The following is a 19,373-nucleotide window of genomic DNA, read 5'->3' on the forward strand; positions in this document are numbered from 1 at the left end:
GACACTTACCAGAATCCGATGATGCGCTCTCAACGCCCGGCCGACGCCACTCGCGACGATGGCAGCGGCCATGACCTCACCACCCGCGTCGACCCGCGTACCGTCGCCTACGCTCCCCCCGGGCGCGCTGCTCGCGATGGCCGCTCTCACCGGGCTTCAGGTCACGTTCCAGGAGCAGGACGGCCGGCTCTTCCTGTGGGTGCTGGACCAGGCCGACCCTCGCCGGTGGACGCTGACGACCTACACACCCGGCCAGCCGGAGTACGAGGTGTATCAACTGGGTGACCGCTTCGTGTGGGACGAGGTCACCGACGCCTACTTCCGGTGGGTGAGCTGGGGAGAGCCGAGCCGCGACGGATTCGGCGCCATGCTCACCCCCGACGGCCTGCGATCTGGCTGGACGACTTACAGCGCGTCCTTCGCGAGGACAGGGCCTGACCACCTGGGCGGACCCGAAGGGCGAGGCGTACGACCTGGATATGCGCGCCTTCGGTTCCGGCGCGTGGGACTCCGGAAAGACGTGACCGGGCTGGCCTTCCCTAGAGCCAGCCGCCGATCGCCGGCGCCCCCGCATGCGGTGCGGGGCCGCGCCCAGTGACCCAGGCCGCCAACTCGGCGGCGGTCCCGTGCACCTCGTGGCCCTGCGCGTCACCGGCGCGGAAAGTCGCCTTGGTGTCGGTCGTGATCAGCACGGGCGCGAGCTCCTCGCCGCGCCGTTCCCACAGCTTGGCCACGTCCGCGAGCAGCGCGTCCAGCAGGTCCGGCGGGAAGTCCGCGAACCCGCCGCCCGTCCCCAGGTCCACGCCGTGAATCCACATCTCACGGCAGCGCATCCAGACGATCTCCGAGGCGGGCACCACCACGCCCTGCGCAGTCCGTACCAGCACCTCCCACCGTGGCTCCGGCAGGCTGAGCAGGGCCGCGCGGAAGTCGGCGGCGGTCTGCTCGAACAGCGCCACCAGCGCCTCGGGCGGAAGCGTGGCCAGCTCCTCGATCTCAGCGTTGCGCGCCTGCGCGGAGGCGTACATGGGAGTCTTCTCGCCGGTCGCGGCCCAGTGCGCGAGCCGGCCGAGGCCGCGGGCATTGGCCGCGACGTGCGCCACCACGTGCCGGCGCGTCCAGCCGGGCAGGGAGGAGTCCGCGTAGAGGTCGGCCCCGTCCAGGCGGGCGGCGAAGTAGGCGGTGCCGGCGTCCATCCAGAAGAGATCAGGCATGGTGGCACACCATATCTCCACCGGCCAGCAGCAGTTTGCGCAGCGTGACGCGGCTGACCGCGTGCTCGCTGGTCGCGGCCGTCCCCGAGCTCCTGCGACAGTCAGCTTCCGTTATGACCGGTCCGGGGCAATCATCACGCCTCGAAGAGGTAACTGCAGCCCTTCAACCTCAGCATCATGAGAACCAGGTGCTCCGCCGTCAAGTCGCTTTTTATACTTGCTCACATGGACAGAGAAGAGCCATTCGCCGTCGATACCAGCCGATTAATGGCCAAGGTGTGGTATGGGCAGGTCTACCTTGCGGACGAACTACTGGATGGAGATGTGTCAGGCGATTCCGAAGACTCGCCCACCTCTTCAGTGGGCGTCATCCGCGTGACACCTGGCCTTGCCACCCTGAACATGGGCATCGACATGGGGGAAGTGCCCATCACGGTGGTCGTGGCCGATCGGGATCCGGGCGCCGACCTCGAAAGCCATGAAGACGCTGTGGAGATCAGTTTCGAGTCCCTGTCGGGCCGGATCGTTCTGCTCGAGTGGGACTGGGATGAGCCCAGGACCCACGATCTCACCCCACTACCGGCCGGTCCCGGACCATATCGCATCAGGTTCTATGTCACAGGCCTGGACGATCACGCAGGAGCACTGGTTCACCACCTACAGATATGGCCTGAGCCCTTTCATGATCCCGCTGTGCTCAAGACTACGAGCAGGAATTTCCAGTACCTTTTGGATCCTGACGGGTTCGACCCTGACCAGTACGCTTCGGGCACTGTCTGAGCGATGAAGGGAGGGGGCATGGGCACCCTCCCTTCATCATGGTCACCGTGAAAAGCGACTAGTCTACGACCGCCACCCAGAAGGGGTTGTTCGAGCCTACGCGGTAATGCGCATAGAAGGCCCCCAGGGCATCTCCTTGGGCGCGGTTCTGTTTGGCGTTCACCGCACGCAGGGAGTAGTGGCCGTTCGCGGAGGCCGCTCCTTGCTTGGTCGTGGCGAAGGGGTACTCATCGCAGTTCATCCAGACTGCCGGCGCAGGATAGTCGGGATGGATCTCGGATATTTCTCGGAGAAGTAGTATTTACAGTAATTCGTTCCCCTGCCTTTGAGCCAATGCTTATGCGGACCGTCGCGAACCCGTGGCGCAGCAGGTCCGCCCCGTAGGCGCCCAACGCCCGCGGCGGCTGCTCCTCGCTGCGGTCGGCGGCACTGGACCCAGGCTGGTAGAGGGTCTCCACACCTCGGGGAAGGCCCCCGCGCCGCTGGCCGACCGGCTTGCCGGGCACCCAAGACCGCGAACACCGCAATATCGTTGTGAACGCGCATTCACCGCGGAACGATCTGTGGGCGCGATGTGAGGAGAGTGCAGTGACCTCTGATGTCCAGATGATCACTTTACCCAACGGCACCTCGGCCTGGCTGGTCACCGGCTACGAGGCTGCTCAGCAGGCGCTGTCGGACCGGCGTCTGTCCAAGGTGCTCAAGGCCGAGGAACTCGGCCTTGAGCCGGAGCTCGCCGGCTCGATGTTGCGCATGATGATGTTCCTCGACCCTCCGGACCACACGCGCCTACGCCGGCTGATCTCGGCCACGTTCACCGCCCGCCGCGTCGAGGCTCTACGCCCGCGCATCGAGCAGATGACCGCCGAGATGCTCGATGCGATCGCCGCCCACGAGACGGTCGATCTGATCGAGACGTTCGCCTACCCGCTGCCGCTGCAGGTCATCTGCGAGCTCCTTGGCGTGCCGGTCGAGGATCGCATCGAGTTCCGCGACTGGTCCGCGATCGTGGCTGCCGGCCCGGCCCGGCAGCACGAGATGCCCCACGCGTTGGCGAGAGTGTTGAAGCGCATACGGGCCCTGCTGGCCGACCGGGCCGCGCATCCCGGCGATGACCTGCTGAGCGGTCTGCTTGCGGCGCGTGAGGAGGACGATCGACTGTCCGAGGACGAGCTGACGTCGATGGTGTTCATGCTGTTGATCGCCGGCCATGAGACCACTGTCAACCTGATCGGCAACGGCGTGTTCGTCCTGCTCGACGACCGCGACCGATGGATCCGGCTACGCGACGAACCCGAGCTGCTGCCGACCGCCATCGAGGAGTTCATCCGGTACGAGTCGCCGGTCGCCACCGCGACGCAGCGCAGGACCACTGAGGCGATCGAGCTCGGCGGTCGGTCCATTCCGGCCGGCTCACGGGTGCTGGTCAGCCTGGCAGAGGCCAACCGTGACGGAGCCCGCTTCCAGGACGCGGGCGAGCTGCGGCTGGACCGTGCGCAGAACCCGCATCTGGGTTTCGGGCATGGCCTCCACTACTGCCTCGGCGCGCCGCTGGCCCGTCTGCAGGGACAGGTCGTGTTCACCGCGCTGATGACTCGGTTTCCCCACCTGGAACTGGCGGTACCGGCTGAGGAAGTCGGCCGGCGATCCGACTTCCAGCGCGGCGTCACCCGGCTGCCCGTCCGCCTTCACAGTTGACCGCCTCAGCGCTTCCCGAACACCGCGCGGCCGAGGGGCGGGATGGCCCCGCAGACCCGGAAGAACCTTCGAGTCGTTGATCGCTTCAGCGTGCTTCTGGTGATCGCGGCTTCGGTGTTGCGCACCACCTCGCGGACCGTCTCGAACCCGTGGCGCAGCATGTCCGCCTCATAGGCGCCCAACGCCCGCACCAACGACTCCTCGCCACGGTCGGCCGCGGTGAGCGCGGTGCAGAGCCGGTGTGCGTCGCGCAGCGCCGTGTTGCCGCCGAGCCCGCCGACCGGTGGCATGTGGTGGACGGCGTCCCCGAGCCCGGTGACATTGCCGGTCTCACCCCGGACGATCGGTTCGGCGGCGCTGAACCCGGTCCGGTAGAGGGTGTCCGGGGTCGAGGCGGACAGGAGGCGGCGCAGGTCGGGATGCCACCCGGCCGTCCGCTCGGCCAGCAACTCCCGCAGCGCGGCCGGGTCGTCCTGCGCCTTCGACGTGAAGCTCGCCGGGAGGGAGTCGCGGTGTGTGATGAACGCCCACAGGACGTAGTCGTCGTCATGTGAGTCCGCCAGCAGGTGTTCCGGGTCGAGCCCGAGCGCGCGCACCCGGTCGCCGAGCCTGGCGGTGATCGACGCGGGGTGCTCGCGCCTGTGGAAGATCGCGGTGAACAGGAAGTCCCTGCGCGGCCAGAAGACGTTCCGGCCGGCGAGCAGGTCCGGCAGCCATCGCCGGTTCTCCTCGGTGAGGAACAGCTTGCCGGCGACGGCCGTCGCCGGCAGTTCGGTGCGGCCGGCCTCCGGATGGAGCTGCGACCACACCCGGGAGTTGACGCCGTCGGCCGCGACGAGCACGTCGGCGGTCGCGGTGGTGCCGTTGGCGAACTTCGCCGTGACCGTCCCGTCGTCCCCCCGTGCGAAGCCGGTGAACTCATGGTCGAAGCGGACGACGTCCTCCAGACCGGCCAGCAGCAGTTTGCGCAGCGTGACGCGGCTGACCGCGTGCTCGCTGGTCGCGGGGTCCAGCGGGTCACGAGCCGGGCCGCCCTGCCCGATGAGGATGAGCGGCCGCATCCGCTCGTCGCGGAAGCCGATCCCGCGCCCTGGGTCGCCCGCGGTGGCCACCAGCAGCTCCCACAGGACGGGGGGCAGGCAGGCGTGCAGGGCGGCGCTCCCGGTCGGCTCGATGTTCAGCCGGAAGCCCTGGAGCCGCGAGTCGGCCGTGCGGTCCCGTTCGTACACGGTGACGCGCACGCCGGCTCGCCTCAGACCCTGCGCCAGGCAGAGCCCGCCGATCCCGCCGCCGATCACGGCGACGTCCAATCTCTTCGGGGACATGAGAGTTCCGCTTTCTGTGAGGACGCGTAGCTCGTGCCGTCAGGTCTGCTCGGTCGGGTCCGCGAGCTCCGCCAGCAGGCGGTCGTGCCAGGTGACCTCCGTCTGGAGCCGCATCAGAGTGTGGTCGAAGGCGACGGCCTCCAACCTGGTCAGGTGGGGCTCGGCCACGGTGCGGAGGTTGCGCCAGAAGTCGAACTGCGTGCCGTAGGAGTCGCGCCGTTGCTGGGCCGCCGCGCGCAGCTCATCGCGCCCGATCTCGTCGACGTGCAGGAGAACCAGCTGGATCGGATCCGGCCGGAGGCTCGTGTCGGCCAGGACGGACCTGATCACCGAGACCAGCTCGGCCCGGCCCTTGTCGGTGATGCCGTACACCGTCCGAGCAGGGAGATTGCCTTCCTGCTCGGTGCGGACCACCTCGACGACGCCTTCGTCCGCCATCCGGCGCAGCGCGCCGTACAGCGATCCGGGCTTGATGTCCGCCCACAACTCGACCCGGTCGACTTGCGCTGCGGCTCGGATCTTGTGCCCGTGCATGGGGCCGCCGTCGGCCAGGGCGCCGAGAATGAAAAGGCGCGTTGCTCGCATATGAGTACTCAAACACGACTTCTTGCCGTACACAAGAGTGAGGCCCGATGGCGATGCGGCCTCACGCGCGAAGAGACAGCGTCAGCGGCGAGGGCCGGGGCTGAAGGTGGCGGCCACGAACTGCTCCGCCGTCGGCGCACGCTCAGGGTCGGTGAGCCATTGGGAGGCAAGCCCGACGAGCAGGGCGAGGTAGTGCGATCCGGCCGCGTGCACCTCGCCCGGATCGCTGTCCGGTCCGAGGCCGGCGAACGCCCGCGCCAGCGAGGCCCTGGCGAGCTCTTGACCGCCGGCGATCATTCCCCGGATCTCGTCGTCCTGCCGTACGGACGCGACAGATTCGAAGTTGACGAACCACAGCGATCGGTTCGCCTGAATCGAGTCGATGATCCGGCCCCACAGGCCTACCTGATCGCCGAGCCTGGACCGCGTGCCGTCGGCGACGCCGTCGGCTTCCTTGAGCACCGCGAACAGCAGCTCACCCCATTCCGTGTTGAGATCGCGCAAGGCCCGGGTGAGCAACCGCTCCTTGGACCCGAAGTGGTAGTTGATCGACGCCTGGTTCGCTCCCGACGCCGCGACCAGGTCTCGCACGGTCGTGTGCGCGTACCCCTGGGCCAGCAGACACTCGCGCGCCGCCAGCAACAGCTTGTCCTTGGCACTCATATGCTCTACCGTATCAAATCAACATTCGTATTAAACGATCATTTAAAACGCTTTTTTAGAGAGGTTCCATGACTCCGTACGCCGCTGCCGCGCCCGCGCCACCCGTACTGCGCATCCGCGCTCTCCGCTGCGAATATCCAGGTGAGGCCGGACCCGTCCACGCCCTGCGCGACGTCGACCTCAATGTCGCCCGATCATCCTTCTTGGCGATCATGGGACCGTCGGGTTCCGGCAAGACCACCCTCCTGCACTGCGCCGCCGGGCTGCAGAATCCGACGTCAGGCTCCGTCGAGCTCGACGGGCAAGACCTTCGCGGGCTCGATCAGACCCAGCTCGCGCGGTTGCGCCGACGCCGCGTCGGATTCGTCTTCCAGTCGTTCAACCTCCTGCCCGCGCTCTCGGCCATCGACAACGTCGAGCTCCCCCTGCGCCTGGACTCCCGGAAGACCGAACCGGCGCGCACAACCGAACTGCTCACCCGCGTGGGGCTCGGCAACCGGGGCAGCCACCGCCCTCATCAGCTGTCAGGCGGCCAGAAGCAACGCGTCGCCGTCGCGCGAGCACTGATCACCGACCCCGACATCGTCTTCGCCGATGAGCCCACGGGCGCCCTCGACATTCGCAGCGCCAGGGAAGTCCTGCGATTGATGCGTGAACTCGCGGATCACGGTCAAACGATCATCATGGTCACCCACGATCCGGTCGCCGCCTCCTATTCCGACGCCGTCCTCTTCCTCGCCGACGGCCGGATCGTCGATCACCTCCCGCACCCCACCGCGCAGCAGGTCGCCGGCAGAATGGCCGTCCTGGTCGAATCCGCGGAACAGGCCGCCCAGGACACGGCGGTGAACCGATGATCAAGATCGCCATGCGCTCTTTCGCGCATCACCGCGCCGCCGCGATCGCCACGGGCCTGGTCACCCTCGTCGGCACCATCCTGGTGACGGGCATGATGAGCCTGCTCGGCACCGGGCTGGCCGAGAGTACGGCCGCCGCCGACCGCGCGTTCCTGGTGCAGTTCCCGCTCATCATGGGCGGCTGGGCGGTCGCGATCGTCCTGTTCGCCATGGTGTCGACGATCAGTGTCGCTCTCACCGGCCGCGCCGGTGAGATCGCGGGCATCCGTCTCATCGGCGCGAGCCCTCGACAAGTGCAGCAGATGCTCGTCATCGAGACAGCGGCCATCTCCGCCATCACGGCGCTCCCGGGCCTGGCCGTCGGCTACATGGTCGGCTGGATCGTCACACGGAGCATCCATTCCGCCGGCCTCACCGACGCGGCCTCGGTCTTCGCTCCCGGTGTGCTCCTTCCGATCCTCGGCGTACTCATCGTGCTGGCCGCGAGCGTACTCGCCGCATGGATAGGCAGCCGTGCCCTCGCGCACCGCAGCCCTGTGGCCGATGCGTCTCCACCCCGACGCCGCCGTACGGGACGGCATCCGGGACGGCGGCGCCGGATCGCCGCGGCGTTCATGATCGCCGCCGGTCTGGCCTCATCGGCCGCGGTACTCGCCATGGATCCGGCCGACGTGCTCACCACCGCGATGACCGGGCCCGGCTGCGTCCTCGTCGCCGTCGGCATGTGCGTCCTCGCCCCGGAGCTCGTCGCCACGGCGAACGCCACGCTCGATGCCTTCCGCCCGGCACGCACCACCGCCCCCGCCCACCTGGCCGCGATCAACCTCTCCGCGGCCCCGGAGCGGGTACGGCCGACCGTGACCTTCCTGACCCTTTTCGTCACTGTCGCCGCGGGCACGCTCACCATGCAAGGCATCGAGAACAGCGTCGGCACGGCGAACAGCACAGCCCAGGTCCTCGCCTCGATCAACTACTTCGTCGTCGCCCTGATCGCGGCGTTCATGGCCATCGCCCTCACCAACAACCTCGTCGCCTCCATCACCCAACGCCGCGAGGAGTTCGCGGTCATGTCCCTCATCGGCTCGACCAGCGCACAAACACAGCGCATGCTCGTACGCGAGATCGGTGCGGCCACCGCCATCAGCACCATTGCCGGAAGCGTAGGGGCGTTCGTCACCGTCCTGCCCTTCGCCATCGTCAAAACCGGCAATCCCCTCCAGGCGGCGGCACCGCTGCCCTACGCGGTCACCATCGTGATCGGGATCAGCGTCACCCTCGGCGTCACATCTCTCGTCGGGAGGCGCACCATCCGCACGGCGTGAGGTCGCGGCAGGCAAGGGGGCACGCCCCGTCGCGCACCGTCGCCCTCCACCCAGCCTGCCGCCCACCGGTCGCCCCATGGCCCAGATCCGGGCCATGCCCGGACTTCACAGCCAGTCGCGCCGTTTGAAGATCACGTACAGGGTGATGCAGACGGCGGCCATGAGGAGGATGGCGAAGGGATAGCCGAAGGCCCAGTGGGTTTCCGGCATGTTGTCGAAGTTCATGCCGTAGATGCCGCCGACCACCGTCGGGGCGAACAGGATGGCCGCCCAGGAGGAGATCTTCTTGACCTCTTCCCCCTGCCGGATGCTGACCTCCGTCATCCGGGCCATCTCGGCGTTCTGCGCCTGGGTGACCAGCGTCGAGTTCACCACCAGGATGTCCTGGAGCTGCTGGCGGAAGGAGGCCACCCGCTCGGTGACCGTGATGACGTGGTCGGCCACGTCCCGCAGGTAACTCAGCAACTCCTCGTTGAGGTCGTACTTCTCGGCGCCGGCGATGAACCCGTCGATCAGCCGCACCAGCGGCACGGTGGCGCGCTGGAACTCGATGACCTCGCCGGACAGCTCGTAGACGCGGCGGGAGACCGACGGGTCGCCGCCGAACACCTGGGCCTCGATCTCCTCGATGTCCTTCTGCAGCCCGGCCACGACCGGGGCGTAGCCGTCGACGACGGCGTCCAGGATGGCGTACAGCACCGCCTGGGGGCCCTGGCGGAGCAGGTCGGGGTCGGACTCCATGCGCTTGCGGACCGCCTGGAGGTCGGGCGCCTCCGCGTGCCGTACGGTGAGCACGAAGTTGGGGCCGACGAAGATGTGCACCTCGCCGAACGCCACCTCCTCGACGTCGTCGAGGTAGCGGGCGGCGCGCAGCACGACGAAGAGGGTGTCGCCGTAGCGGTCGGCCTTGGGCCGCTGGGAGCCCACGATCGCGTCTTCCAGGGCGAGCTCGTGCAGCTCGAACTCCTCGGCGAGCTTGACCAGCTCCCACTCCTTCGGCCGGTAGAGGCCGATCCAGGCCAGGGCGCCGGGCATCTGCTTGAGGCGTTCGAAGGCGTCGGCCAGCGAGCCGGGGTTGTCGACCGCCTTGCCGTCCTGGTAGATCGTGTTGTTGATCACGGTCGGCCGGTAGGGCGGCTCGTCGGAGGCGCGCGGGTCCATCGAGTGTTCGGGCGCCTCCTCGCGGGTCGCGCCGGTACGCCTGAGCCCTTTCACCCTGGCCATGCCACCTCCTAAGGACGGAACTGGTTCAGCTCCTGCAGTGCTCGATCGCGGATGGTCTTGCGCCACATCGGGGTCCAGCCGAACAACAGTCCGGCCGGACGGCCCAGCGCCATCTTGGACCAGCGCTTGAAGTCGAACTCCTCGTGATGCCGGACGATCAGGTCCCCGTCGAACCTGAACTGCGCGTCGATCTCGCTGACCACCTCGCGCCCGGTCTTGGCGAAGGTGTAGCGGGCGGTCCGGTGCGCGCTGCCGGAGAAGTCGTCGGCGGTCACATCACCGTAGGTGACATGCAACCTGTCGCGGACCCCGAGCAGGAGCCGCCACATCGCCATCACCCGCTCGCGGCCCTCCACCTCCTGGAAGATGGGGTCTCCGAAGCTCACCTCGGGGTGGTAGCAACGCTCCATCGCCGCGAAGTCGGCGTGACTCAGAGCCTCATGGAACGCTGTGATCAGCGCAACGTGCCGTTCGTTCACTTTTCCATCAGATCATGACCAGGCCGTTGCTCCAGCACACGGCCCTCAACCAGTCGTCACCCAGATCGAGCCGGTCGAGTGCGTGGAGCTGATGCGCATACGGGTGCGGAATGGTGGGGAAATCACTGCCGAGGACCACCTTCCCAGCCAGCCCCAGATCACGCAAAGCGGGGCATAGTTTCGCCGGGCAGGACGTGCACCCTCAGGCCGTCAGGCCGAGCGCCCGCCATCAACCTGGAACGTCCGCATCAGAATGTCGTTCTGTGAGCACGGCCGAGACTTTACCTGGATAGGGTTTCTTCTCGATGGACAAGCTCTGGGCTCAGCTGATCGAGGTCCAGTCCGCCCCCGACCCCTGGGTCGTGGGCGGCTCGGCACTCGCCGCACTCGCGATCGTCACCTTCACCATGTCCTGGCAGCTGACCAGAGGCCTGATCACGATCGCCCACGAGGGCGGCCACGCCGTGATGGCCCTGCTCACGCGGCGCAAGCTGGAGGGCATCCGGCTGCACTCCGACACCTCCGGCGTGACGCTCACCCGGGGCAGGCCCAACGGGCCCGGCATGGTGCTGACCGCGCTCGCCGGCTACCTGGCGCCCTCGCTGCTCGGGCTGGCGGCCGCCTGGCTGACCGATCAGGGGCGGATCACGCTGCTCATCTGGAGCATGCTGCTGTTCCTGGTCTGCATGCTGCTGCTGATCCGCAACCTGTACGGCGCGCTGATCCTGCTGGTGACGGGCGGGGCGGTGTTCGCGGTGTCGATGTACGCCCCCGCCGAGGTGCAGCAGGTGGTGGCCCTGGTGGTGGTCTGGTTCCTGCTCTTCGGCGGCATCCGGCCGATCTTCGAACTGCAGCGCAAACGGCGCAGGCGGCAGGCCCGCGACTCCGACGCCGACCAGCTCGCCAGGCTGACGTTCCTGCCCGGCGGGTTCTACGTGTTCTTCTTCCTGCTGGTCGGGGTGGGCTCGGTGGTCGCCGGCGCGTACTTGATGAATCCACTTCAATAGGGCCTACCGGCTCACCCCGCTCCCACCATGGCGATGGCGCTCATGCCGTGCTGCTGACTTTGTGGCCGGGGGCTCGACACGGCGCATGGGCCCGATCATGGCACCGGTCCGAGAATGTCGGCGGGAGGCCGTACCTTAGTGCGCGTGCCCGAGCAGCCCTTGACTCTCGACACCGCGCTCACCGACGAGGCGGTGTTGTCCACCTATCGCCGCATGTTCGCGGCGCTGGCCCGCGACAGCGGTGCGGTGGTCGACGACCCGGCCCTGGTCGACATCGCCGAGACGCTGTTCGCGGCGTTCGCGGAGGCCGGTGAGGAGTGGCTAACGCACGAGCAGATGCGCTTCGCCTGCCGGGCGCATCCGACCGACCAGTTCGACAACCGGCTGCGCGTGCTCAAGGGGCTCGGGGCGATCCGTGAGGTGTTCCCCAAGCCCAACCAGCTCCGCTATCGGGCGTCGTTCACGAGCGTGGTCGGGCTGATGTTCATCCGGCGGATGATGGACGACGGCGGGCAGTCCGAGATGCACCGGCTGCTCGCGCTGGAGGATCTCAACGTCGCCGATCCGCGCACCACGATGGACGAGGCCCGGCAGAGTGCCGCGAATCTGGCGCGCGCGTTCCGGCTGTGGGCGCTGGAGCTGATCACGCTCACCACCGGCACGATCGAGGAGCTGCGCGAGCAGGCGCCCAAGCTGTGGGGCACCGAGGAGATCGCGCACCGGGCGCAGAGCCTGCACGGCACCATCCTCACCCGCTGGCCCGAGCTCGACCGGTCCTGCACCGACCTGCGCGCCGCCATCTACTCCTACAGCGACGCCTCGCGGCGGGCCGCCGGGCGGCTCGCCGACTCGGCCGGGATGACCCGCAACCTGACGTTGCTGCCGACGGAGGCGTGGCGGACGTTCGCCCAGACGGCGTCCAAGGAGCAGCTGGCGGCCGTGCTGGACGGGTTCGTGTTCGACGCGCCCGCGCCCTGGCACGATCCGGCCGCCATCGCCCGCGCCGTCGACGAGGCTCCGCGCCCGACCCCCGCGCAGCCCACTCCCCCACGCTCCGCCCTGCCCGATCCCGGGCCCGGCGACTCGCTCGACTCCTCGCCCACGGCCGCGGTCGAGCGGCTGACCGAGCTGGCGGAGACCCTGCTGGGGGCGTCGACGCGGGTCGCGCTGGCCGACGTGCTCGGCCCCGACTGGCCCTCCGCGCGCCGGTTGCTCGCCGACCTGACGACCGTCGATCTGCGGCCGGAGCTGCCTTACCGGCTCGCCTGGTCCGACTCCCTCACGATCGATCCGGCTCGTGAGCCGGCCTGGCTGTCCCACGGCTACCTGGAGCGCGTCCGATGAGCGACGACCGTCCCCGTGCTGGTCTCGCGGCTGACGCGCGTCGCCGTTCCGATGTCGGTCCCGCGGCTGACGCGGTCGCGCATGTGCGGGCTCGCTCGGGCGGGCCTCTCTCGCTGGGCGCCGCGGTCCCGGCCCCCGGCGGGATGGTACGGCTGTCGCGCCACGACTACACCGGCCAGGCCCTGCCGCTGTGGCCGGACGGGGTGACGCCCTCGCTGCTGGAGGAGCATCAGGTGGCGCCCATGCCGGTGGAGCGTGCCGGAGAGACGCGGCGGGTGCTGGCGGCGGTGCTCGCATGCTGCTGGGCCGACCAGTCCACCGACCCGTGGCCGGGCGAGCCCGCGCCGATGGAGCGGGTGCTCGACACCTACCGGGCACTGATCGGCCGCAGCGACGACCTGATGCGCAACTGGGCCATCGGTGCGCTGCGCCGCTTGCACGACTCGGCGTGGATCGTCATGGCCGACGGCATTGTCTCCCTGGGCCCGCGCTGCGCCCTGTGGCCGGTGGAGTCGCAGTCCGTCCTGAAGGATCTGGTCCGGCGCGTCCCCGAGCCGGAGCGCCGGGCGCTGACCGTGGTGCCCGACGCCGACCTCGTGGCGGCAGCCCGCACCTCCGGCACCGACCTCGTGACGGCGACCCACCTGCCCGACACCGACCTTGCGGTGGCGGCCCACGCGCCCGACGCCGACCGTGCGACGGCGGCTCGCGCATCCGATGCCACGCCGGTGGTTCAGCCCGGAGGGCTCGCCGACGCCACCGACCCGGGGGATCCCCGATCTGCGGACGGTTCTCGGGGCGGCACTGACCTGCGTGGGTCGGTGAGTGGTGGGCGGGTGGAGTCTGGCGTGGTGGAGTTCGACGACCTGCTCGGGGCCTACGACGAGCGGCGGCGGGCCGAGCTGGTGGCGGCTTTCATGGTGGTGGAGCACGCCGCCGAGCCCGTACAGGAGGCGAGGTTCGCCGCGCTGCGCGATCCGGCGCTGCGCCGCACGCTCGGTGAGATGCTCGCCCGGCGTGGGCGCACCCTGATCCAGCACCGTGAACGCTGGATCACGGGCTACGACGACGAGGCCGCCGCCCTCGCCTCGGCCTTTGGCCACGAGGTCACCGCCACCGGCTCAGATCGCGCCGCCGAGGCCGCAGCCGGCTCGAAGGGTGTCTTCATGGCCCCTTCGACCTCACCGGGCGCGGGCGCTGGCGGGGCGGATACCGGTGCTGGGTTGGGTGAGAGCGAGCGGGCGGTGCTGACGCTGGTGCTGGTGCACTCGGTGGCGATCCCGCGCGCCGAAGGGCTGTTGCCGGAGGACTCGTGGCTGTCGCCGCATCCCACGCCGGCCGACGAGTTGCGCCGCCACACCCAGCTGCCGATCGGTGAGCTGGAGTCGGCGTTGCGGACGCTGCGGCACGCGGGGCTGCTGACCCAGGTGAAAGCGGGCGAGGAGGCGGGCGGTTACGTGCCCGGTCCGCAGTTCCACCGGCTCACCCCGGCGGCGCGGCGACGGTTGCAGGAGGAGCTGATCCTGGCCGCCGGCCCGGACACACCGCTGGCGGCGGCCGTACGAGCTCGCAGGTCGGCACGGTGACGGGCATGGATCACACGTGCACATGGTGAAACCGCGGTCCTGAGAACCATGCCTGCGAGTCCTGGGAGGGTGCAGGCAGCGAGGGGGCGCGGGTTGGAAGCGTACGAAGCCGCACGCGATGGGCGTGCGGGCGGAAGGATCATGGGGGTCCAGGTGGCGCAGGTGGAGAACGTCGTCGGCGAACGGGTGCTGATCGCTGTCCAAGCGGTCAACATCTCGCGGCTGTCCACCCACCCGGTGCCGACGGTGCCCGGCACGCTCATCGTGGTGGCGGGCGCCGGGCCCAAGGACTCCAACGGCGCGGGCAAGTCATCGTTCATCGCCTCGATCACGGCGCTGCTGGGTGACGAGCAGTGGCGGTTCGCCTCGGGCGCCAAGGCGGTGTCGGAGCTGCTGTTCAACGCCGAGCTGGCCAGCGGCGCGGGCGCGCGGCAGTGGGCGAGCGCCGATCACGGCTACATCGTGGGCGTCTTCGCTCCGGCGGGCATGGAGGACTTCACGGCGGCGACGTCGGTCGACGCGGTGGCCGGTGCGGACGGGGAGCTGTTCGAGGTGACCGCCACCTCCGGCGGAGCCGTCACCGTCTGGCTGCGGGTCAACCAGGAGGCGCCGCATCTGGAGATCCGCTGGCGCGAGGGAGTGCACCTGGCCGCCGCGGCATCCGAGGCCGAGCGGGTGGCGCGGGCCGACGAGCTGTGGGCGTCGCTGCCGAGGTCCGCCGGGCGGCGGGACGTGGTGGCGCGTGATCTCACCAAGGTGCTGTACGGGGATCGGGTCCGGTGCGTGTCGTTCCTGTCGACCAGTGTGCGCAGCAAGGTCGCCACCAACCTGCTCTCCCAGCCGCTCAACGAGATCTCCCCCGAGCGGGTCTTCGAGGCCATCGCCGCGCTCACGGGGCTGGACGCGGAGCTGGAGCAGGAGCGGGAGGCCCGCCGGGACGAGCACGCCAAGCGGGTACGGGCCGCGCTGGCGGGCGAGCGGCTGGCGGAGTTCGAGGCGGAGTCGAAGGCGTTGCTGGCCACGTTCGACCGGCGGGACCAGGCGCGGGTGCGACTGGCCGGGGCGTTGCGGTGCTGGCGTGGCAGGCAGGCCAGGAGACTGGCCGACGCGGCGGGCAAGGACGAGGCGCTCGCCGCCGAGCTGGCCCGCCACCAGGCGGCGAGTGAGGCGGCGGCCGAGGCGATCGCCATGGTCAAGGCGGAGATCGGCACGCTCAAGGAGGACACGCTCGACCGGAGTGTCACGGAGGCGCGCAGGGAGCTCGCCGCCCTCCAGGCGCGGGCCGGCAAGCTCGACGCCGACCGTGCCGTGGCGGAGAACTCCGCCGACGAGCTGCGCGCGATGATCCCCGCGCTGGAGGAGGCTCGCAGGTTCGCCGACGGCCGCGACGTGCCCACGGCCGAGCGGGAGCTGAAGGAGGTCGGGCTCCGGCTGAACGAGGCGCTCAAGGCGCTCGGCGTGGCCGACCGGGAGACGGCCTCCGCGCAGGCGGCGCTGGACGACGCCGAAGGAGGTCCGGCGGCCGCCCAGCTCAACGCGCTGTCGGCGGCGGGGGTGGGGGCGACCGGGCTGCTCGACGCGCTCGACGTGGCCGAGCAGGCCCGCGACCACGCCAGCACGAGGGGCGACCGGGTCGGTTCCGGGGGCGGGCCGGCCGGGGATCTTCGGCTGGACGACCTGCGGGGATGGCCAGGCGAGCACGCGGTGATCGTGGACGCCTCGCAGCTGGAGGCTGCCGCCGCCGCGCTGGCCAAGTTGCCCGGGTCCGTGCTGGTCAGCGCCGCCGGGGTGAGCGTGGTGGGCGCGTTCGACGGGGTGGCGACGGGGCGCGAGGCCCGGATCAAGGCGGCCGAGCAGCGGCTGAACCGCGCCCTGGACATCCAGGAGACCGCCGCGCAGGCCGTACGGGATGAGGAGGAAGCGGTCGCGCAGGCGCAGCGCAGGCTTGAGGGGGCCAGGGCCGGGGTGCGGCTGGAGGAGCTGGAGCGGCGGCTGGGCGAGCGGCGGGCCAGGCTGAGCGAGCTGACGGCGGCGCTGGAGGAGCTGGTGCCGCGCGTCGCGGAGGCCGAACGGCAGGCGGGCGCGCTCGACTTCCGGGCCCGCACCCGGGACATGGAGATCGAACGGCTGGAGGGGCGCCGGCACCGGCACGAGGCCGAGCGGGCGCGGGCGCGCGAGCAGGAGGCGAAGGTCGGCGCCGAGCGGGACGCGCTCAAGCTGGCGGCGCTGGCCGCCGACTGGGGCGGCACCGTGGAAACGGCCGGCGAGTGGGTGCGGGCGCTGCCGGAGGAGGAGCGGGGGCGGACGGCCGACGAGTGGTGGCGGGCCGCCGAACGCCTCCTCGACCAGGCGTTGCGTGACACGTTCCCGCAGGAGGATGACGAGGTTCCCGAGGAGCTGCGGTTCCTGCTGCAGGAGCGCGGTGGCAGCACGGCGCGGGAGCAGGCGACGTTCGCGGCGGTGTGCGGGTCGCTGGCGTCCTACCTGCGGGCGCAGGAGGAGTACGAGAAGCATCAGCGGCGGCAGATCGAGGCGCAGGTGGTGTCCAGGCAGCGTGACCTGGCGGCGGCCGACAAGGGCGCGGAGGAGGCGGCCCAGTCGACGGCCGTGCACCGGGCGGCGCTGACGGCGGCGATCAGGGCGCGGCTCACCCGGGTGGCCGAGGAGTTCGAGAAGCTCGACAGCTCGTACGGCGGCTACGGCGCGACCCTGGAGTTCCCGGTGCCGCCCGCCCCCGCCGACCCGGAGCAGCGCTGGCAGTGGCGGGTGACGCCGAAGTGGCGGCGCGGCGAGGGGCAGGGCTACGTGCCGTACAACCGCCGGGCCAACACCGCGCTCATGGACGAGAAGGCGGTCAAGCTGGTGTGCGCGGCGGCCATCGCCTCCTCCGGCGGCGGGCACCTGTGCCTGGTGCTGGACGAGCTGGGCCGCAACCTGGGCAAGGAGCACCGGCGGGAGGCGGTGGCGCTGTTCCGGCGGATCGGGGAGACGTACGGCATCACGGTCATCGGGGCGCTGCAGGACGACATGGAGCCGTACGCGATCGACGCCTGCGGCCAGTACATCAAGCTCCGCCGCTCCTCCGACGCGATGCCGTACAACGAACCACCGGTGATCGTCGGCCACGACCAGCACGCCGACCGGGTGCGCGCCCTGGCGGCGTACGTGGACAGGACGACTGATAATGCGTAACCGCACTTCATACGAGGGCGGCGAGCAAGCGGCTAAAATCGGCGTACGCACGCGCCCAACTTATTAGCGGCTCGGGCGCTACCAGCAGGAGGTGGCAACATGACAGCTGCGCAGCACGAACCGGTCACCGTACGGGCTGCTGAGCAGATCGTCGAGGCGCTGAACGGCGATCGGAGTCCTCGTAACATCCGTGCGTGCCTGCCTCCTGCCGACCGCAGCTACTTCGACAAGGGTTACCGGCAGGCCATGGCCAAGGCCACCGAGGAGCTGGACCTCTCGCCCGTGAATGATCTGCTTGCTCACTGGTGGCATATAGCACGGATGAAGGCGACCGGCGAGTATGAACAGGTTTTGGAGCACGCCACTCACGTTCAAGACCAGATAGAGAGTGGCGATTATGTCCCAGGTCGACCCCTTCGGGACGTTTTGGCCGAGCGGGCTGCCGAGCTCGGTCTAAGGCTGGACCAATAGATGTACACGGTCGGTCAGGGCAAGCAGATAGAAGAGCAGATCGCGGCCCTACCAGCCGAAGCGCTCGTGCCATTCCACGAGGCGACTGTATTCCTGCAGGTCGCCCCTTGGAATGGCGACCCATTCATGGGGGAACGGCCTGACGCCCCGATGAGGACCCGTACCTTCGGCACAGGTGGAGCGGGGATGATCACGTACCTGATCGTTGAGTACCGGCGCTTGGTAGAGATCATCCAGGTGGTCTGGCACAGCTGATCGATCAGAGCTCAGAGCCGAGAGCCGCCGCGTCGGCGAGAGTTTCTCGGCCGCACCATTCTGGTGACGTGGCGTCGAAGGGTGGTGCGAGTCATCTGATCGGCGGGCCGATGTAGGTGGCGCGGAGGCGGAGCAGAGTGCCGTTGGCGTACTCCTCCATGGCGTGGGCGAGCCAGCCGGCGGTTCTGGCGATCGCGAAGATGGCCTCGCCCGCGCCGCTCACCATGCCGGTGACCTCGGTGAAGGCGGCGAGGGCGAAGTCGACGTTCTGCTCGGGGAGGCGGCGTCTGCGCACCTCGTCCAGCACGGCGCGGGCGACGGCCAGCCTGTCGTGGCCGGGGGCTGCCTGGGTGATCAGGTCGAGGAGGAATCTGCCTCGGGCGTCGCCGTTCTTGTAGACGCTGTGGCCGAAGCCTGCGATGCGCTCGCCTCGGCGGATCCGGTCAGCGATCACGCGCGGTGCCTGGGCCGGGGTGGTGACCTCGTGCAGGAGGCGTTCGGCGGCGTAGGATGCGCCGCCGTGCAGCGGGCCGCCGAGGACGCCGAGGCCGGTGAGCACCACGGCGTACGGGTCGGCCTTGGCTGAGGCGGCCACCCGGGCGGCCAGGGTCGAGGCGGCCAGCTCGTGGTCGGCGAGCAGGACGAGGGCGGCTTCGAGGGTGCGCAGGAGGGCGGGGGTGGCGGGGTGCGGGGTGAGGCGGGGCCAGAGCCGCTCGGCGATCGAGGTTCCTTGGGGCTGCTGGAGGACGGGCAGGGCTTCGACCAGGCCGCTGATGAGGCGGCGGGCGGTGGCGGTGACGGACTCGGGGTCGAGGTGGTAGCGGAGGGAGTCGGACGCGCCGAGCACGGTGGTGATCACTTGCAGGCGGTCGAGCGGCAGGATGCCGTCGGGCAGGTCGCGCTGCGCGGCAACGGCCGACCGCACCGCCTCAGGGTCGCACTCCCAGGGCCGCGCCTCTCTACCGCGGGCGTAGGCATCTCCAGCCGGTTCACTTTCGGGCACGCCGGAAGGGCTGGGCTCGGGCAGGAGGGTCGGATCGCCGGTCCACAGCCACTCGGCGGTGGCCGCGAAGCCCGTGGAGCGGGCCAGGGTCAGGGCGTCGTGGCCGCGATAGTAGGGGCGGTCGAGGCCGAGCGCGGTGACGGCGGACTCGATGACCAGCTCCGGCGGCTGGCCGCGTGGCCGCCCACGCCTGGCGAGCTGCTCGATCTCGGCCGCGTCGAAGAGGCTGCGCCGCCCGCTGTCATCGTGGCGGCGTTTGAGCAGGCCACGGCTCACGTACGCGTAGAGCGTGGCCGGTTTGATGCCGAGCCGCTCCGCCGCGGTCGCCGCGTCGATCCACTCCACCGGCCGCCTCCTATATTGACGAA

General features: G+C 69.8%; 19 protein-coding genes. 11 read left to right on the plus strand and 8 right to left on the minus strand.

What is annotated here, in order from left to right; all coding sequences use genetic code 11:
• Window positions 1–70 precede the first annotated feature (70 nt).
• Window positions 71–598 (plus strand): hypothetical protein, encoded by a 528-nt coding sequence (locus OHA68_RS41675; RefSeq protein ID WP_327105156.1) that lies wholly within the window; start codon window positions 71–73, stop codon window positions 596–598.
• Here the strand turns inward: OHA68_RS41675 and OHA68_RS41680 are convergent.
• Entirely contained in the window at window positions 540–1,214 is a 675-nt protein-coding gene (locus OHA68_RS41680) for a maleylpyruvate isomerase family mycothiol-dependent enzyme (RefSeq protein ID WP_327105157.1), read from the minus strand. The genes OHA68_RS41675 and OHA68_RS41680 overlap by 59 nt on opposite strands.
• 225 nt (window positions 1,215–1,439) lie before the next feature.
• On the opposite strand from OHA68_RS41680, the gene OHA68_RS41685 reads away from it, so the two are divergent.
• Window positions 1,440–1,994: a hypothetical protein gene (locus tag OHA68_RS41685; RefSeq protein ID WP_327105158.1), complete on the plus strand. Its 555-nt coding sequence runs from the start codon at window positions 1,440–1,442 to the stop codon at window positions 1,992–1,994.
• Window positions 1,995–2,052: 58 nt separating this feature from the next.
• On the opposite strand, the gene OHA68_RS45490 is transcribed toward OHA68_RS41685, so the two are convergent.
• Entirely contained in the window at window positions 2,053–2,235 is a 183-nt protein-coding gene (locus OHA68_RS45490) for a NucA/NucB deoxyribonuclease domain-containing protein (RefSeq protein WP_407674397.1), read from the minus strand.
• A 254-nt stretch (window positions 2,236–2,489) separates the two neighbouring features.
• Here OHA68_RS45490 and OHA68_RS41690 point away from each other — a divergent pair, with 254 nt between their 5' ends.
• A complete protein-coding gene (locus OHA68_RS41690; RefSeq protein WP_327105159.1) occupies window positions 2,490–3,692 on the plus strand; it encodes a cytochrome P450 family protein in 1,203 nt (400 codons plus the stop codon).
• 5 nt (window positions 3,693–3,697) lie between these two features.
• Here the strand turns inward: OHA68_RS41690 and OHA68_RS41695 are convergent, their stop codons facing one another.
• From OHA68_RS41695 to OHA68_RS41705, 3 genes are all read right to left on the minus strand, one after another.
• A complete protein-coding gene (locus OHA68_RS41695; protein WP_327105160.1) occupies window positions 3,698–5,017 on the minus strand; it encodes an FAD-dependent oxidoreductase in 1,320 nt (439 codons plus the stop codon).
• 39 nt (window positions 5,018–5,056) lie between these two features.
• Complete coding sequence (locus OHA68_RS41700) at window positions 5,057–5,602, minus strand: PadR family transcriptional regulator (RefSeq protein WP_327105161.1); 546 nt, start codon at window positions 5,600–5,602, stop codon at window positions 5,057–5,059.
• A gap of 81 nt (window positions 5,603–5,683) precedes the next feature.
• On the minus strand, window positions 5,684–6,265 hold the full coding sequence (locus OHA68_RS41705) for a TetR/AcrR family transcriptional regulator (protein ID WP_327105162.1): 582 nt from the start codon (window positions 6,263–6,265) through the stop codon (window positions 5,684–5,686).
• Between the two features lie 68 nt (window positions 6,266–6,333).
• On the opposite strand from OHA68_RS41705, the gene OHA68_RS41710 reads away from it, so the two are divergent.
• On the plus strand, window positions 6,334–7,122 hold the full coding sequence (locus OHA68_RS41710; RefSeq protein WP_327105163.1) for an ABC transporter ATP-binding protein: 789 nt from the start codon (window positions 6,334–6,336) through the stop codon (window positions 7,120–7,122).
• Window positions 7,119–8,444: an ABC transporter permease gene (locus OHA68_RS41715; RefSeq protein WP_327105164.1), complete on the plus strand. Its 1,326-nt coding sequence runs from the start codon at window positions 7,119–7,121 to the stop codon at window positions 8,442–8,444. Before OHA68_RS41710 ends, OHA68_RS41715 begins: the two co-directional genes overlap by 4 nt.
• A 105-nt stretch (window positions 8,445–8,549) precedes the next feature.
• On the opposite strand, the gene corA is transcribed toward OHA68_RS41715, so the two are convergent.
• Together corA and OHA68_RS41725 are read right to left on the minus strand one after the other, a co-directional pair.
• Window positions 8,550–9,668: a magnesium/cobalt transporter CorA gene (corA, locus tag OHA68_RS41720; protein ID WP_189144057.1), complete on the minus strand. Its 1,119-nt coding sequence runs from the start codon at window positions 9,666–9,668 to the stop codon at window positions 8,550–8,552.
• A gap of 8 nt (window positions 9,669–9,676) precedes the next feature.
• Window positions 9,677–10,147 (minus strand): nuclear transport factor 2 family protein, encoded by a 471-nt coding sequence (locus OHA68_RS41725; RefSeq protein WP_327105165.1) that lies wholly within the window; start codon window positions 10,145–10,147, stop codon window positions 9,677–9,679.
• Window positions 10,148–10,452: 305 nt separating this feature from the next.
• Here OHA68_RS41725 and OHA68_RS41735 point away from each other — a divergent pair, with 305 nt between their 5' ends.
• From OHA68_RS41735 to OHA68_RS41760, 6 genes are all read left to right on the plus strand, one after another.
• On the plus strand, window positions 10,453–11,154 hold the full coding sequence (locus tag OHA68_RS41735) for a M50 family metallopeptidase (RefSeq protein WP_225277622.1): 702 nt from the start codon (window positions 10,453–10,455) through the stop codon (window positions 11,152–11,154).
• A 144-nt stretch (window positions 11,155–11,298) separates the two neighbouring features.
• Window positions 11,299–12,498: a hypothetical protein gene (locus tag OHA68_RS41740; RefSeq protein ID WP_327105166.1), complete on the plus strand. Its 1,200-nt coding sequence runs from the start codon at window positions 11,299–11,301 to the stop codon at window positions 12,496–12,498.
• 83 nt (window positions 12,499–12,581) lie between these two features.
• Window positions 12,582–14,084, plus strand: a complete 1,503-nt coding sequence (locus OHA68_RS41745; RefSeq protein WP_327105167.1) for a hypothetical protein — start codon at window positions 12,582–12,584, stop codon at window positions 14,082–14,084.
• 141 nt (window positions 14,085–14,225) lie between these two features.
• Entirely contained in the window at window positions 14,226–17,276 is a 3,051-nt protein-coding gene (locus OHA68_RS41750; RefSeq protein ID WP_327105168.1) for a chromosome partitioning protein ParA, read from the plus strand.
• 99 nt (window positions 17,277–17,375) lie between these two features.
• Entirely contained in the window at window positions 17,376–17,747 is a 372-nt protein-coding gene (locus tag OHA68_RS41755; RefSeq protein ID WP_327105170.1) for a DUF6247 family protein, read from the plus strand.
• Window positions 17,748–18,002, plus strand: a complete 255-nt coding sequence (locus OHA68_RS41760) for a hypothetical protein (protein ID WP_327105171.1) — start codon at window positions 17,748–17,750, stop codon at window positions 18,000–18,002.
• 91 nt (window positions 18,003–18,093) lie between these two features.
• Here the strand turns inward: OHA68_RS41760 and OHA68_RS41765 are convergent, their stop codons facing one another.
• The gene (locus tag OHA68_RS41765) at window positions 18,094–19,350 is read right to left on the minus strand and encodes a citrate synthase (RefSeq protein ID WP_327105172.1); all 1,257 of its coding nucleotides are present in this window, start codon (window positions 19,348–19,350) and stop codon (window positions 18,094–18,096) included.
• Window positions 19,351–19,373 lie beyond the last annotated feature (23 nt).

This window comes from Nonomuraea glycinis (genome assembly GCF_035920485.1).
GTDB lineage: Bacteria > Actinomycetota > Actinomycetes > Streptosporangiales > Streptosporangiaceae > Nonomuraea > Nonomuraea glycinis.

Coding starts and splice junctions, on each gene's coding strand:
- OHA68_RS41710 (WP_327105163.1), top strand. CDS start 6,334: ATGACTCCGTACGCCGCTGCCGCGCCCGCGCCACCCGTACTGCGCATC.
- OHA68_RS41755 (WP_327105170.1), top strand. CDS start 17,376: ATGACAGCTGCGCAGCACGAACCGGTCACCGTACGGGCTGCTGAGCAG.
- OHA68_RS41700 (WP_327105161.1), bottom strand. CDS start 5,602: ATGCGAGCAACGCGCCTTTTCATTCTCGGCGCCCTGGCCGACGGCGGC.
- OHA68_RS41760 (WP_327105171.1), top strand. CDS start 17,748: ATGTACACGGTCGGTCAGGGCAAGCAGATAGAAGAGCAGATCGCGGCC.
- OHA68_RS41675 (WP_327105156.1), top strand. CDS start 71: ATGACCTCACCACCCGCGTCGACCCGCGTACCGTCGCCTACGCTCCCC.
- OHA68_RS41750 (WP_327105168.1), top strand. CDS start 14,226: ATGGGGGTCCAGGTGGCGCAGGTGGAGAACGTCGTCGGCGAACGGGTG.
- OHA68_RS41680 (WP_327105157.1), bottom strand. CDS start 1,214: ATGCCTGATCTCTTCTGGATGGACGCCGGCACCGCCTACTTCGCCGCC.
- corA (WP_189144057.1), bottom strand. CDS start 9,668: ATGGCCAGGGTGAAAGGGCTCAGGCGTACCGGCGCGACCCGCGAGGAG.
- OHA68_RS41695 (WP_327105160.1), bottom strand. CDS start 5,017: ATGTCCCCGAAGAGATTGGACGTCGCCGTGATCGGCGGCGGGATCGGC.
- OHA68_RS41685 (WP_327105158.1), top strand. CDS start 1,440: ATGGACAGAGAAGAGCCATTCGCCGTCGATACCAGCCGATTAATGGCC.
- OHA68_RS41735 (WP_225277622.1), top strand. CDS start 10,453: ATGGACAAGCTCTGGGCTCAGCTGATCGAGGTCCAGTCCGCCCCCGAC.
- OHA68_RS41705 (WP_327105162.1), bottom strand. CDS start 6,265: ATGAGTGCCAAGGACAAGCTGTTGCTGGCGGCGCGCGAGTGTCTGCTG.
- OHA68_RS41715 (WP_327105164.1), top strand. CDS start 7,119: ATGATCAAGATCGCCATGCGCTCTTTCGCGCATCACCGCGCCGCCGCG.
- OHA68_RS45490 (WP_407674397.1), bottom strand. CDS start 2,235: ATGAACTGCGATGAGTACCCCTTCGCCACGACCAAGCAAGGAGCGGCC.